This is a genomic window from Halomonas sp. NyZ770 (assembly GCF_020616575.1).
In the GTDB taxonomy this organism is placed as follows: domain Bacteria; phylum Pseudomonadota; class Gammaproteobacteria; order Pseudomonadales; family Halomonadaceae; genus Vreelandella; species Vreelandella hamiltonii.
Genome location: NZ_CP085143.1, coordinates 2,170,934 through 2,185,428 on the forward strand (window position 1 = coordinate 2,170,934; position 14,495 = coordinate 2,185,428).

The 14,495-nt window shown below is 55.2% G+C and carries 14 protein-coding genes and 1 pseudogene; 5 read left to right on the forward strand and 10 right to left on the reverse strand.

The window, feature by feature from the left end; translation table 11 throughout:
* Nucleotides 1-21 precede the first annotated feature (21 nt).
* The gene (locus tag LG409_RS10025; RefSeq protein WP_227406576.1) at nucleotides 22-933 is read left to right on the forward strand and encodes a LysR family transcriptional regulator; all 912 of its coding nucleotides are present in this window, start codon (nucleotides 22-24) and stop codon (nucleotides 931-933) included.
* Nucleotides 934-1,092: 159 nt separating this feature from the next.
* Here LG409_RS10025 and LG409_RS10030 read toward each other — a convergent pair whose 3' ends face one another.
* The 9 genes and pseudogenes from LG409_RS10030 to LG409_RS10070 all read right to left on the reverse strand — a co-directional run bounded on the left by LG409_RS10030 (nucleotide 1,093) and on the right by LG409_RS10070 (nucleotide 8,109).
* Nucleotides 1,093-1,653 (reverse strand): GNAT family N-acetyltransferase, encoded by a 561-nt coding sequence (locus tag LG409_RS10030; protein ID WP_227406577.1) that lies wholly within the window; start codon nucleotides 1,651-1,653, stop codon nucleotides 1,093-1,095.
* Between the two features lie 188 nt (nucleotides 1,654-1,841).
* Complete coding sequence (locus tag LG409_RS10035) at nucleotides 1,842-2,462, reverse strand: LysE family translocator (RefSeq protein WP_227406578.1); 621 nt, start codon at nucleotides 2,460-2,462, stop codon at nucleotides 1,842-1,844.
* Between the two features lie 30 nt (nucleotides 2,463-2,492).
* Complete coding sequence (locus tag LG409_RS10040; RefSeq protein ID WP_227406579.1) at nucleotides 2,493-3,458, reverse strand: 5'-nucleotidase; 966 nt, start codon at nucleotides 3,456-3,458, stop codon at nucleotides 2,493-2,495.
* Complete coding sequence (locus LG409_RS10045; RefSeq protein ID WP_264477634.1) at nucleotides 3,439-3,951, reverse strand: DUF523 domain-containing protein; 513 nt, start codon at nucleotides 3,949-3,951, stop codon at nucleotides 3,439-3,441. The genes LG409_RS10040 and LG409_RS10045 overlap by 20 nt, the downstream gene beginning before the upstream one ends.
* 73 nt (nucleotides 3,952-4,024) lie before the next feature.
* Nucleotides 4,025-4,139 (reverse strand): annotated as a pseudogene (locus LG409_RS10050) (transposase); the annotation flags it as partial.
* A gap of 483 nt (nucleotides 4,140-4,622) precedes the next feature.
* Entirely contained in the window at nucleotides 4,623-6,554 is a 1,932-nt protein-coding gene (locus tag LG409_RS10055; protein ID WP_227406580.1) for an AAA family ATPase, read from the reverse strand.
* Nucleotides 6,555-6,620: 66 nt separating this feature from the next.
* The gene (locus LG409_RS10060) at nucleotides 6,621-7,010 is read right to left on the reverse strand and encodes a DMP19 family protein (protein ID WP_227406581.1); all 390 of its coding nucleotides are present in this window, start codon (nucleotides 7,008-7,010) and stop codon (nucleotides 6,621-6,623) included.
* Between the two features lie 87 nt (nucleotides 7,011-7,097).
* Complete coding sequence (locus tag LG409_RS10065; protein ID WP_227406582.1) at nucleotides 7,098-7,463, reverse strand: glyoxalase superfamily protein; 366 nt, start codon at nucleotides 7,461-7,463, stop codon at nucleotides 7,098-7,100.
* Between the two features lie 325 nt (nucleotides 7,464-7,788).
* Nucleotides 7,789-8,109 carry a hypothetical protein gene (locus tag LG409_RS10070; protein WP_227406583.1) on the reverse strand — a complete coding sequence of 107 codons (321 nt, stop codon included), beginning with the start codon at nucleotides 8,107-8,109 and terminating at the stop codon, nucleotides 7,789-7,791.
* Nucleotides 8,110-8,335: 226 nt separating this feature from the next.
* Here LG409_RS10070 and LG409_RS10075 point away from each other — a divergent pair, with 226 nt between their 5' ends.
* Nucleotides 8,336-9,652, forward strand: coding sequence for a hypothetical protein (locus LG409_RS10075; protein ID WP_227406584.1), 1,317 nt, complete (start codon nucleotides 8,336-8,338; stop codon nucleotides 9,650-9,652).
* A gap of 6 nt (nucleotides 9,653-9,658) precedes the next feature.
* Here the strand turns inward: LG409_RS10075 and LG409_RS10080 are convergent, their stop codons facing one another.
* Complete coding sequence (locus tag LG409_RS10080; RefSeq protein ID WP_039179834.1) at nucleotides 9,659-10,177, reverse strand: zinc ribbon-containing protein; 519 nt, start codon at nucleotides 10,175-10,177, stop codon at nucleotides 9,659-9,661.
* 163 nt (nucleotides 10,178-10,340) lie between these two features.
* On the opposite strand from LG409_RS10080, the gene leuS reads away from it, so the two are divergent.
* From leuS to holA, 3 genes are read left to right on the forward strand one after another with little or no spacing between them, the layout of a single operon-like run.
* A complete protein-coding gene (gene leuS / locus LG409_RS10085; RefSeq protein WP_227406585.1) occupies nucleotides 10,341-12,926 on the forward strand; it encodes a leucine--tRNA ligase in 2,586 nt (861 codons plus the stop codon).
* Nucleotides 12,923-13,417 carry an LPS-assembly lipoprotein LptE gene (locus LG409_RS10090; RefSeq protein WP_096922839.1) on the forward strand — a complete coding sequence of 165 codons (495 nt, stop codon included), beginning with the start codon at nucleotides 12,923-12,925 and terminating at the stop codon, nucleotides 13,415-13,417. The genes leuS and LG409_RS10090 overlap by 4 nt, the downstream gene beginning before the upstream one ends.
* Nucleotides 13,414-14,481, forward strand: coding sequence for a DNA polymerase III subunit delta (gene holA, locus LG409_RS10095; RefSeq protein ID WP_227406586.1), 1,068 nt, complete (start codon nucleotides 13,414-13,416; stop codon nucleotides 14,479-14,481). Before LG409_RS10090 ends, holA begins: the two co-directional genes overlap by 4 nt.
* The last annotated feature ends 14 nt before the right edge of the window (nucleotides 14,482-14,495 follow it).

Sequence of the window (14,495 nt, forward strand, 5' to 3'; positions counted from 1 at the left end):
TTATTTTCAACTATTCGAGCTATGAATAATTTAAGACGCATCGATCTCAACCTGCTGGTTACCCTACACGCGCTACTGGTGGAAAAGCATGTCTCGCGAGCAGCACGCCGCTTACATAAAAGCCAACCTGCCGTGAGCCATGCACTCGCCCACCTGCGTGCCATCTTTGACGACCCGCTGCTGGTGCGACGAACAGGCAAACTGGAGCTCACTTCTCGCGCCAGCGAGCTGCTACCGGCATTGACGGAAGCGCTGCATCAGCTCGGCGCACTGCTCGACCAGCCCGCCTTCGACCCCGCCCAGGCAAAGCGGGTGTTTCGGCTGACCATGTCGGACTATGGCTCTCGGGTAATTCTGCCGGGCTTGGTACAGCGCTTGCGCTCCGACGCCCCGGGGGTCGAGCTTCAAGTCGCGCAAGGCAGCCGAGCCTCGATGCTGGCAGGGGTCCATGATGGAGAGATCGACATGGCGTTTGGCGTGTTCCCGTCGCCCCTTTCCGATGAATTGCGCACCCATACGCTCTTCATCGAACACTTCGTTTGTGCGGCGGATAAAAACACACTGCCCAGCACAGGCAGCCTGGATAAAACGGCGTGGCTTTCGAGGCCCCACGTGCTGGTGGCCATGCACAGCAGTGAAAGCAACGAGATAGAGAACGCGCTGCATCGCGAAGGCGTCACCCGCCGGATCGCCATCACTTTGCCCCACTGGGGCGCCGCCAGCCGTGTGGTGGCCAACACCGACCTGATCGTGACAACCGCCCAGCGCAGCTTCGATCTATTTCTGGAAGACTCACCGCTGCAGCTCTTCGCGCCCCCTTACCCCATCGACCCGTTTGCATACGACATGGTCTGGCACTCACGGCGAGAAAGCGATCCCGGGCACAACTGGCTAAGGCAAACGATCATTGAAATACTGCGAGAAAGCGCGTGATATGAGCGCATCGCCTCACGACGATGCTACCCGCTACCCAAGGTAATACACCCGTAGCGCGTGGTAACGAGCGATCAGCGAGGCACCCGCGAGGCAGCGCCACCAATAGAAAAGTAGGCAGCCATCCAGGCTCCACCAGCGGGCGGACACCGCCATCCGCTATGTGGGAAGATCACTGACCAAGCGCCCATACATTGCCGAGTCAGAGACAACGCCATTGACTTCCCAGCGCTGCCTTAGCAGCCCCTCTTGAGAAAACCCGAGCTTACCTAGTGCTTTCGCTGACGCCTGGTTCTCTGGGTCAATCTCTGCTTCAATCCGCCGGAGCCCCAATGAGTTGAAGCCGTACTGAATCAACGCCTCGCCAGCCTCATGAATATACCCCTGCCCCCAGCATGAACGGCCCAACCCAAACCCGATTTCAGCCCGTTTGGATGCTTGATCGTAGCTGAACAGCATGCACTTGCCAGCCAACTCACCTGTCGACTTCACATACACGCCGAGCACCAGCGACACTTCACGGCGCATCGACTCATGACTTCCATTAATGAAATCAATGGCGTCCTGAATCGTTGCCCAAGGTGCAGTGTTCCAGTATCGCATGACCTCATGATCAGAAAAGATTTCCAGCAGGCTATCCGAGTCATCGATGGCCAAGGGTTTGAGTATCAACCGCGCAGTTTCAAGCACGGGGAAAAATAATCCTTTCAATGTCAGCACTCCATTTCCATATCTAGCACTGGCTAGCTACCATCACCAAGTCAGTCAATTTAACCCTTTGGCGAAACAAAGCCGCACACGGCGCGCCACCAAGGGCAGCCACCCCTGTAGCGCGTGGTAACGAGCGATCAGCGAGGCACCCGCGAGGCCGCGCCACTGAGCTGAGCGAAATGCACCCAGCAACATTGTCACTCACGGCGGGCCAATAGCAGCCCTGCTCCCGCACTTCCCAATAACCCGGCACACACTCGATTGAACAGGCGCCGCATGGAGGGGCGCGAGAACCAGTGGCGCAATGCCTTGCCGAAGAACGCGTAACCGGCGATGGCGACCCACTCCAGCATCAGAAATAGCGCCCCGAGTATCAGGAACTGAAGCCCTACGGAACCCGCAGGGTCGACAAACTGGGGCAGGAACGCGGTAAAGATCAGGATGGCTTTGGGGTTGCCCGCTGCCAGCAGGAACTCCTGTCTCGCCAGTTGAAGCAGGTTTTTGCCACCCGGCGCCTCGCTATCGCCTTCTGCTGGGTCTGCGTTCCAGAGCTGATACGCCAGCCAGAAGAGGTACAGCCCACCGACGATTTTGACGGCGAGAAACACCTTTTCGGAGGTATGCAGCACGGTGGCCAACCCGGTAGCGGCCAATGTAATCATGCCCACGAAGGCCACCAACCGCCCCATCCCGGCATAGCAGGCCACCCGTATGCCGTATCGCTTGGCATTCGCCATGGAGAGCAGGTTGTTGGGGCCGGGGGCCATGTTCAGGGCAAAACATGCAGGTATGAATAACAGGAGCGTCATCAGGGTCATGTCGGTTCCCAACTTGTAAAGTAAATAGGGTCAGTTCCCGGCAGCAAGCTCGTCTGCCTTCGCTCTGGGCTGGTTGGTGACACCAAACGGAATATGAACAGAAGGCACCACCGCACTGGCGGACTGCAAATGACCAGACTGATCATCGAAGAAGATGTGCGGCTTCAACACACCCAGCACCCTGCCCTTCTCAATGCCGCCGAGGAAAAACGCATCGTTGGCCATGACGCCCCAGCTTTTCAGCGTTTTCAAGGCGCGTTCGTGAGAAGGCGCATTGCGGGCCGTGACAATCGACACGCGTATACGGTTTTCATACTCGGGGTGCTGCTGCTTGTACGCTTCTTCCGCCGACTGGATTCTTGAAATGCGTACCAAGAACTCTTTCAGTGGCCCAGGATGGTGGGGCTGCATCACGTTCTTTACTTCATGATCGTGGAAGGCCGTGAGACCTGATGCCTGCATGACCGACTCGGATTCGTCGCCCGCCAGCACGCCATCAAAGTCAAAAGCGATGCGCAGTGTCTGGTCGTCTTCATCGTCGTCAAACATGGAATCCAGCACCTGCCCCGCCGGGTGCCCGCTGCCAATGGCGGCCTCCACGTCTGGCTTGTGGCCAGACAAAAATAGCGCAATGTTCAACGCGGGAATGTACTCATAGGGCGAACGCCCCTGCATGAAGATCGCCCGGGTAATGCCCAGCCCGTAGTGCTCGATGGTTTTCATGACGCGCAAGCCGGTATCCGGGTCGTTGCGTGACAGCAGCACCACCTCCACCAGCGGGTCTTCCGGGCTGGGGCTCAAGTCGTTCAACGCCAGTAGCCGCTTGATAAACGGAAACGCGATGCCCTTGGGGAGCGGAACCTCAAGATTCTTTTCCTGATATTCGCGGTACTGCTCCTCCCCCTCGCGGCGAAAGACGGCATCGGATTCGCTCAGGTCAAAGACCGCACTGGAGGCAACGCCAATGACCAGACGGTTATCGAGTTCGTAGGGCATGCGTGTCCTTTGTGGGTGGTGGGCTTGTTGCGTCAAGTGCCTTATTAGCATCCTCGATTTCATGCTGGCTAAATACCTGAATATCGTGTCGGCGCAACAGCGCAGCGGTAACCCCCATCCCAGGGTTCCTATTTCCTGAGAAGTGACCGTCGTAGATGAATGAACTGCCGCAGGAGGGGCTAGCCTCAGCCAGCACGGCTATTTCAATATGAAACCTTTTGCACAGCTCCAGGGCCACCGACGCACCAGCAATAAAACTATCAGACACAATGTGGCCGCCTTTTTCCATGACGTCGGCCTTACCGTCTAACACACTGTTTCCACAGCCCTCGAAGATTTCCGCAGGCTCCCTGGGAATACTCATGCCTGCTTCCACCTCTGGGCAAACAGATACCACTCGGCCTTCAGACATCCACCGCGCCACGATTTGATCATGTACCGGTAGGCTACCACCGTCGTATCGGACACTTTTCCCTAGAAGACAGGCACTCATTAGCACTTTTTTCACATTTATCCCCCTGCCACTGTGATGCAGACGCCTACTCTCATCAGCAGTACAACCGACGTCGCCTGCGCCACAGATAGTAACTGGCCTCTGAGAAGCCGTGCCTTGATAGGCAGTCCCACCTCGGCTTCGCCCAGGAAGCCAATGATCTGTTCTTCGCTGAAACGCCTCTTCATGTCCCATCTCCTTAGCATAGGATTGGACTCTAAAGTTTAGCGCTACTCAATCCGGGGTTATGTCGATCCACCCCATAAATATTTCCAACTAACACTCCCAACTTGGATATATTTAAGGCCTCAAATACCGGCTTGGCGGAAATGGCAGCTTTTATGAAACAAAAAAGGTGACAGCTTTACCAAGCTTAGCGCTTTGACTTATTATGCATTATTTACCAACCTAACCTCAATTGCGAAACTCTCTAATTTTTTATCCAGTTGATCTTGGGCTTTATAAAATTCTGCATCCAAACTATCTCAATCTGGCTCATCACTATGTGTTATGATTGCCGCACAACGCTGAGCCTGGCCCTGCGGCACAGGGCCTTGGCCTATAAGCCCTTTTTTGGCTTTACCTAATAACGGCTTTTTTTATTTTCAAAAAAAACAAGAGTAGATTTTTCAATTTTGGCAACCTATGTTCATTTTCGAAAAATCAGCTTTCTATTTTAAAAAAAAATCCACTATGTCACTGACCCATCCCATTTCCCCAATCTCAGACTCATGTTGGCTATGAAACTGCGGGTAACTCTTTGCTATTGCCATTTTCATTTTATTACTATTTAGGAAAGCAACAAACTCATCTTTCCTCTCATGTCCCTCCATATTTTTTGGCTTGAAAGGACCTAACCCTCTACTTGTTTTAGCATGCTTATGATTCGTATAATCAACTTTATAAAGCTCTAAAAATTCGGCCAACTCACTCGATATTTCTAACTGCATCTTACTCAGATGTAAAATAGTTTCGGTATAAGGCTTTACGTGCAATAGATCCTCAACTTCTGTATTTATGGCATTTGGGTTTGCTATGCTAACTATAGATGAAACGTCTTTTTCTCTATTTATTGAAATTCTAGAAAAGTTAAGCTTCTTCCCATAAGAAGAATTCTTATATGTCTGCTCTATGATCAAATTTCTTTCGTCTGTATCGACAAGACACATAATTCTTCCTTTTATAGAGCTTCTTTCTGCATCATCTAAAAAGGGAATTTCTAAAAACCTGAACAATTTCCTGATATTTCCACAGCCATTAAAAGGTATTATGTTTAAATTTTTAACCTTATTGTGTAGGTAGCACTTTAAATATATTGCGTCCTCAACCCCTTCACATATAATCCAATTTTCGTCACTTGATTTCATTGTAGATATCAATGAACTCATGAAATCAAAAAAGCCTTTAAGCTCAATATCATCAGGGATATCACTCCGTTTGCCAAATAAAGAATCAAGACGAAAGCCCTTAATATTTGGTGGCTGCTCATCATCTCTAATATGAACTAAATGGCCGTTAAATGGCTTCAATAACATCCCGTACCAATGAGTAGTAAAAAAACATTGATGACCAAATTTATCTGAGAGCTCTGAAAGCCTGTTAAACTGCTTTAATCTTTGAGACACCTCAAGTGATGCCTCAGGCTCATCTATTGATAGTATAATATACTTTGAATTGTTATCAGAAGACAACATGGTTGTTGCTACATCAATCAATGCCAACCTCTGTTGCCCGGAACTTAGACTTGTTATAAGTTTGCCATTTTTTGTTAGGATTCTATTTTCAAAAAACTCTTTGACAACTAGTTTAGTTACGTCGATTGTAGATAGATTCTTTTTCAAGCCTCGCGGCTGATATTTATAACCATCATGGAATTTGGAATTCAAGCCATCTATGTACTCATGAAGGTTTTTATTTATAATATCCATTATGCTTTCTTTTGCACTTGACTTTTTTTCTAAAATTCCTTTTATTTCATCTATTATCCTCTTGTCCATCATTGCTTGCATCTCTTTTGCTTGGATTGAAAGTATGCTCTTTATTGATGATTCCACGGGTATGTATATATAAGAATACAATCCGAGTATTCTTGATAGCAAATCCTTAAAGTAAGATTTCGACATACCATCAACCTTTCTGTTTTCTATCAAGCTATGAAAAGTGGATGTGAAAACAATATCGTTTTTGCTAGTTCTCCCAATAGGAATCAGAAACTTCTTGGAAGTATCCGTCACTTCTCTTAAATTGTCTCGCCAACTAATAAAATCTTTTACCCAGTCCCCATGTTGATGAAATTTAGCTAAATCTGCATTCCAAAAGACATCTGATATTTTCTTTTTCTTAGGATCATCAGCAAAATCTTCTGAATCTACAAGAAAAACAGGACAAACAAACCCTCTGTCTTTTTTCTCATCAATGGTAATTTCCCACTCAACTACATCTTGAGAATTCAAGATATAGTTTATTGATTCTAGCACTGTTGACTTCCCTACCCCGTTTCCTCCAGTCAGTATAGTTACTGTTTCAGTCTCATAATCAACAAGTGGTATGAAATTTATGCCTTTGTAACATTTTATATTTCGTAAAAGCAGGCCGACGATCATTATCTATCCCATTCAATAAAAATTGCACTTCCCAATTTAGATACTACCCATTACTCAAGCATTAAATTAACACGGTATCGACAACCTTAAAGAGTTGGTTTTTTCCAAAAGAAAAATGCCAAGCTCTGCATCACGATAGTGCTCGCCAGAAGAGTTTTCGAAATATTGAACAAAGCCACCGTTGTAGACTTCGCCGCCAAGCGTATTAACGGAATAATACAATTTTTCGTCATCCGACAGAGCTTCTTGTTTGTAGACTTTAACGACTAGTTCTCTACACAACTCATGGAAGGGGTAAGTTTTATTGAGTTCTCCTTCTCTTTTGCAGCACTCTTGAACTTTTTCAATATTCCTACGGGTACCATTTTTACAGGACATGCAAAATCCGCCTATACGCTCTGCGGTACTTGGCAAAACCATTACTCCACATTCTGTACATGGAATCTTGTAGCTCATCTCGAACATTTGAGTACATAACGTAGAGCTTTGCGGCAATTTTGTAGCCGCGAAGCGGTGGAGAAATTGTCCGACAAGAGCGCCTGGTTATGTGATGGTGCGTTCATTGAACAGGATTCTATTTGAAAACGGATCTACCACTTCGAACACCTTGTCGCCCCAGGGCGCTGTCGTAATGTCCGGTCTAGAGTACCTATAATCCCGAGACGTGATTTCGTGATGCAAGGTCTCAAGCTCATCTGTATTCACGAACGTCTTGGAACCGGGAGTGCAATCACCGGAATGTTCACTAAGGTGAAAGACCAGATCCCCGCGGGAAACCTGCATATAGATAGGAAAGCCCGCTTCAAAGCGGTGCTCCCAATCCAGCGACATGCCAAGAAACTCTAGGTAGAACTCTTTGGCCTTGGCTTCATCGAAGATTCGGATAATTGGGATGGCTTGAAATTGCATCCATGCTCTCCTTACACATAACACTGGTTATATAGCCCGCTACATAACCCCAATAACTAAGCGATCACAGTCATTGATGTTATACAGCCCCAAAAACCACCTAACCTATTGATTTTAAGAAACACTCAATTAGATCAGGCTACATATCCCCTATTATCTTGCCCGCTCGTTTTGCCTGCTCAATCATACTCTATTCATAAAATCTGCTTAGGTCACCTATCTGGCGAAAATTTTTTCGTGACTTGGGTGCCTGCATCGGCACCGCGTTGCAGTGCTTCGCGGGTGCTTCACTTCGTTCGTTACGCCGCGCTACGGGGTTGGCTGGCTAGGTGGTTTGATCTTTGCGGGCTGAAGTGGTCTCTTGCTTTGTGATTGGCTTGGGTGGCTTTATCGGCACCGCGTTGCGGTGCTTCGCGGGTGCCTCGCTTTGCTCGTTACGCCGCGCTACGGGGTTGGTGGCGTTATCGTTGTTGGTGGCGTTATCGTTGTTGGTGGCGTTATCGTTGTTGGTGGCGTTATCGTTGTTGGAGGCGTTATCGTTGTTGGAGGCGTTATCGTTGTTGGAGGCGTTGTCGGTGTTGGAGGCGTTATCGTTGGGTTGGTGGCTTGATCGTCGCGCGCTGAAGCGTCCTCCCACATCTTTCATCTGACATGCCTGCCCTTTCCCCACACCGTCCAACTCTGACAACTGTGATCTCTCACATATGTCAGCTCGCACCGCTGTCATTTCTCACATCTGTTATCCCCCGAATCTGCCATCTCTCACATGGTGCATCCCCAGCATCTGCTGTCTCACCTCTTCCCTCGCTCTTGCTGCTGGCCTTCTTTTGCAAAGCAGCTTAGCCTGCTAACTCAACCAGTAAGGGTGTGCGATGCAAGAGACGACGAGGCGGCAGCGGGTGGCGGGTGGGTTGTTGTTGCTGGGGCTGTTGATGCAGGTGGTGGGCTTTACCGGGGCTTTCGCGGCGGCGCAGGGGGTGAGCTATCTGCTGTGGGCGGCGGTGGCGTTGCTGTGGCGGGAGATTCCTCGGCGTTCGCGGCGTCAGGCGGGGGTGTTGAGCGCGCTGGGGGCTACGATGCTGGTGGTGGCGCACACGGTGTATGGGGCGGCGGTGGACTGGCCTGCCATGCTGCAGGGCAATGTGTTCGTGGCCACCATGCTGGTGGGGGTGAGCTTTATTTCCCTGATCGGCACCCAGGGCAACAAGCGTGCGCCGGGCAGGCGGTTGACGGGGGCGGCGGGCGTGCTGCGTACCTGGTTGGGGGTGCATTTTCTGGGCACCATTCTGAACCTTTCCACGGTGCTGATGGTGGGCGACCGGCTGGCCCGGCGCGGGCCGTTGACCACGCCGCAGCTGTTGGCGTTGAACCGGGGGTTGAGCAGCGCGGCGCTGTGGTCGCCGTTTTTTGCCTCCATGGCGGTGGTCATCGCCCTGGCGCCAGAGGTGCAGTACGCGCAGATTGCCGTGGTGGGGTTTCCGTTGGCCATGCTGGCGGGGCTGTTTACCACCTGGGAGCTACGGCGGCGGTTCGATTTGCGCGAGGTGGATGGCTTTTCGCTATCGCCGCGTAGCCTGTTCATGCCTGCGGGCATGGCGGCGCTGGTCATGCTGTTCCATGTTTGGCTGACGCCTGCGCTGAGCATCGTCAGCATCATTACCTTTCTGATTCCCGGCGTGGCGCTGCTGAGCAACCTGCCTGCGGGGCCGCGCTTTACCCTGCGCCGTTTGCGTCAGCACACCGTCACACGGTTACCGGCCATGCGCGGGGAGATTTCGCTGTTTCTGGCGGCGGGCTTGCTGACCGTGGGGCTTTCCACGCTGGTGGCCGCAGCGGCAGGCGATGCCTGGACGCTGTTTGCGCGGTTTGGTGCGCCCCAGGCCATGGCCAGCTTTGCAGCCATTGCCCTGAGCGCGCTGGTGGGGCTGCACCCGATCATTGGCGTATCGGTGCTGGCTTCGGTGCTCAGCCTCAGCGGAGCGGAGCAAACCCTGTTTGCGTTCGTGGGGCTGAGCGCCTGGGCGGTGGGCACCAGCGTGGGGCCGCTTTCCGGTATCAACCTCTCGTTACAGGGGCGTTATGGGGTCAGCGGCTACCAGATGATGAAGAACAACCTGCCCTACGCGGCGCTCATGAGCCTGCTGTCGCTGGGCGCGATAGCAGGCTTGAGCGCCTGGTTGGGCCTGTAAGGCGGCTCAGGTTTCGATGATCTTGTTGGGGAAGCGGTAGAAGTAGCGGTGGCCACACTGGTGGCAGGGCTCCAGCCGGGCGACTTCGTTGAGCATCACCTGGGCGTCGCAGTGGGTGCAGGCCATCAGGCCCGGCGCGGCGATTTCGCCTTCGCAGTAGTCGGCACGGGCGGCTTCCAGATCGTCTTCGAAGCGCTCCCGCTCGACGATGCTGCGGTCGGCAATGGAAAGCAGCGACTCTGCCACGCGGCGGGAAAGCCGGTCCAGGTCGATGCCCAGCCAGCTGGCTACCTGCTTGCCGGTATCGGCCATGTAGTAGCGCATGTCTTTCAGGTCGCGCTCTACCCAGGCGCGCAGCAGGGCCAGCTCGTCCTTGGTGTACTCTTCCAGTTCGGCTTCAAAGGCAACGGCGTCGTCCAAATCCTTTTGCAGGTTTTCCCAGGTGAGTTCGTTGGCGCCATCCTGCATGCGTTCCAGCAGGCGCTCGTAGCCTTCGCGAAGGCGATGATCGTTATGTTTTTCCATGGGTCCTCTCCTTTTGTTGCCACAGGTGCTGCCTATCATCGGCTAGCCGTTCAAGGATACACCGGCATAGGATACAATCGACGTTACTTATCTGACAGTCGTCATCCACTATTCACTTTGCGCCCTTTTTTGGGCGAATGACCCCAAGGCCTTGAAAACACCGATGGACGCACACTACAGCCCCCGTGATATCGAACGTGATGCTCAGCAGTACTGGGAAAAGCACCAGTGCTTCAAAGCCGTAGAAGACGCCAACCGCGAGAAGTTCTACTGCCTATCCATGTTCCCCTACCCCAGCGGCAAGCTGCACATGGGCCACGTGCGTAATTACACTATCGGCGACGTTGTCTCACGTTTCCAGCGCATGCAGGGCAAAAATGTCATGCAGCCCATGGGGTGGGATGCCTTCGGCATGCCGGCGGAAAATGCCGCCATCCAGAATCAGGTTCCGCCCGCCAAGTGGACCTACCAGAACATCGATTACATGCGTAATCAGTTGAAGGCACTGGGGTTTGCCTACGACTGGAGCCGTGAATTCGCCACCTGCGATACCAGCTACTACCGCTGGGAGCAGTGGTTCTTCACCAAGCTGGTGGAGAAAGGGCTGGTCTACAAGAAGATGTCCACGGTGAACTGGGACCCGGTCGATCAGACCGTGCTGGCCAACGAGCAGGTCATCGACGGCTGCGGCTGGCGTTCCGGTGCGCCGGTTGAGCGCAAGGAGATCCCGCTGTGGTTCCTGAAGATCACCGACTACGCCGATGAGCTGCTGGCGGATCTGGACAACGTCGAGTGGCCCGAGCAGGTCAAGACCATGCAGCGCAACTGGATCGGCAAATCCCGTGGCGTCGAGCTGAGCTTCGATATCAAAGCCGCCGATGGCAGCGCCTGCGAGCCGCTGGCGGTATACACCACCCGCCCGGACACGCTGATGGGCGTCACCTACGTGGCTGTGGCCGCTGGCCATCCGCTGGCCAAGCAGGCCGCCGAGCAGAGCAGCGAGATGGCTGCGTTCTGTGAAGAGTGCGCCAAGGGCGGCACTTCCGAGGCGGAAATGGCCACCAAGGAGAAGCTGGGCATGGCCACCGGCCACAAGGCCATCCACCCGCTGAGCGGTGAAGAAGTGCCCGTGTTCGTGGCCAACTTCGTGCTCATGGAGTTCGGCACCGGCGCGGTGATGGCCGTTCCCGCCCACGACCAGCGCGACTGGGAGTTTGCCACCAAGTACGGCGTCGAGCTGAAGCCGGTGGTCGCCGACGAGCACGGCAACACGCCGGACATCTCCGAAGGCGCTTACACCGAGCACGGCACGCTGATCAATTCCGGCGAGTTCGACGGCCTGGAATTCCAGGCGGCGTTCGATGCCATTGCCGCGAAACTGGCCGAGCTGGGCCGTGGCGAGGTGAAAACCAACTACCGCCTGCGCGACTGGGGCATTGCCCGCCAGCGCTACTGGGGCGCGCCGATTCCGGTGAAGTACGGCCCGGAAGGCCAGACCGTGCCGCTCTCCGATGATGAGCTGCCGGTGGCCCTGCCCATGGAAGTCACCGTGGATGCCTCCGGCTCGCCGCTGAAGAAGATGCCCGAGTTCTCCGAGCTGGGCGACGGCTGGGTGCGTGAAACCGACACCTTCGACACCTTCATGGAGTCTTCCTGGTACTTCGCCCGCTTCTGCTGTGCGGATAACCACGAGGCCATGCTGGACGAGCGCGCCAACTACTGGCTGCCGGTGGATCTCTACATTGGCGGCATCGAACACGCCATTCTGCACCTGCTCTACGCCCGCTTCTTCCACAAGCTGCTGCGCGATTTCGGCATGGTCGATTCCGACGAGCCGTTCCAGCAGCTGCTTACCCAGGGCATGGTGATCGCCGAAACCTTCTACCGCATCAAGGATAACGGCGGCAAGGAGTGGTTCAACCCTGCCGATGTGGAAGTGCAGCGCGACGAGAAAGGCCGCCCGCTGAGCGCCGTGCTGATGAGCGACGGCCAGCCGGTGGAGATGGGCGGCATCGAGAAGATGTCCAAGTCCAAGAACAACGGCGTCGATCCTCAGTCGATGATCGACAAGTTCGGGGCCGACACCGTGCGCCTGTTCATGATGTTTGCCGCCCCGCCCGAGCAGTCGCTGGAGTGGTCCGATTCCGGTGTAGAGGGTGCGCACCGCTTCCTGAAGCGGATCTGGCGTCAGGTCACCGAGCATCTGGCGGCGGGCACCCCCGGCACCTTGAACGTGGACGCGCTGAACGACGACCAGAAAGCGCTGCGTCGCAAGACCCACGAGACCATCAAGAAAGCCAGCGACGACATTGGCCGCCGCACCACCTTCAACACTGCCATTGCCGCCGTGATGGAGCTTTCCAACGCGGTTGCCAAGTTCGACGACCGCTCTGAGCTGGGCCTGGCGGTGAGCCGTGAAGCGCTGGAAGCCTGCGTACTGCTGCTGGCCCCGATCACCCCGCACCTGTGCCACACGCTGTGGCAGCAGCTGGGCCACACCCAGCCTGCCATCGAAGCGCCTTGGCCAGCGGTGGATGAAGCCGCCCTCACCCGCGACAGCATCGAGCTGGTAGTACAGGTGAACGGTAAACTGCGCGCTCGCCTGGAAGCCCCGGCCAGCGCCGACAAAGCCGCCATCGAGAAACTGGCGATGGAGAGCGACAACGTCCAGCGCCATCTGGAAGGCAAGACGGTCCGTAAAGTGATCGTGGTGCCGGGCAAGCTGGTCAACATCGTGGTGAGCGGATGAATCGACGTCATTTCCTGACCCTTGGCAGCGCCGCCTGTGCGGTGGCGCTGCTGGGCGGCTGCGGGTTCCGCCTGCGCGGCACCGACTCCATGCCCAACCTGCCGCCGCTGGCCCTGGAGGGGGATGCCAACAGCACCCTCGCCCAACAGCTGCGCACCCGCCTGCAGCAGCTGGGCACTGAGGTGGAAAACGGCGCGCCCTGGCGCGTCACCCTGGGCACTCCTTCCCTTCAGGAGCGGCGCATTGGCACCGATGGCCGTGCCAGCCGTGAGCATGAGCTGACGCTGAGTACGTCGCTGTCGGTGCAGCAGCGGGAAACCAATGCCTACGCTCTGAACAACGCCACGTTGAGTACCAGCACGCGGATTCGCGTCAGCGATGACGACCTGCTGAACCGCGAGACGCTGTTCCAAGAAGCCGAGCAGACCCTGACTCGCCAGCTGGCCCAGCGAATCGTCGAGCGGTTGGCCAATCTCGAGGCGCTGCGGTGAAGGTATTTGCCGACCAGCTGCCTGCGGCCCTGGCCAAGAAGCTGCCCAAGGCAGTCATCGTGGCAGGAGACGAGCCGTTGCAGCACCGCGATGCCTGCGATGCGGTGCGTGCAGCGGCGCGCCAGGCCGGTATCGAAGAGCGCGAAGTGCTCGATGTGGAGCCCAACTTTGCCTGGGGGCGGCTGCTGGAAACGGCCAGCAACCTGTCGCTGTTCGCATCCAACAAGCTGCTGGAGCTGCGCCTGGGCAACCACAAGCTGGGGCAGGATGGTAGCAAGGCGCTGGCCCAGTACGCCGAACTGATGGAAGGCAGCGATGACCTGCTGTTGATCAGCATGGGCAAGGTCGATGCCAAACAGCAGAAGTCGGCCTGGTTCAAGGCGCTGGACAAGCACGGCCTGTTCGTGCCGGTCTGGCCGGTCGATGCCTCGCGGCTGGGCTACTGGCTACGTGACCGGGCGGCCCTGCATGGCCTGCAGCTCGACCTGGACGCCGCCAGGCTGCTGGGCGAACGCACCGAAGGCAACCTGCTGGCCGCCGACCAGGAGCTGCAGAAACTGGCGCTGATGCACCCGTCCCAGGCCCGCCTGGGGGTCGAAAGCATCGCCCAGGGCGTGGAAGACAGCTCGCGTTTCGATGTCTTCAACCTGGCGGATGCCTGCCTGAAGGGGGAGCCCAGCCGTGCCTCGCGCATCGTCAACGGCCTGAAAAGCGAAGGCGTGGAAGCGCCTATCGTGCTGTGGGCACTGACCCGCGAGCTGCGCACCCTGCTCTCGCTGCATCAGCATCTGGATCAAGGGCAAAGCTTCGAGCACGCCTGCAAAAGCCAGAAGCCGATGATTTTCGACAAGCGCCGCCCGGCGTATCAGAAAGCCATCCAGCGGCTACCCATGAAGCGGCTGCACAAACTGTTGCTGATGGCCCAGCGGCTGGATCTGGCCGTGAAAGGAGCATCGCCGGTGCCGCTTTGGGCCGGGCTTCACGACCTGGCCATGAGCATGGCAGGCGCCCGGGGCATTCTCTCCGAAACCCCCTGGACCTACCGGATTAGTGCAAATAATTAGCACTTTTCCATTTT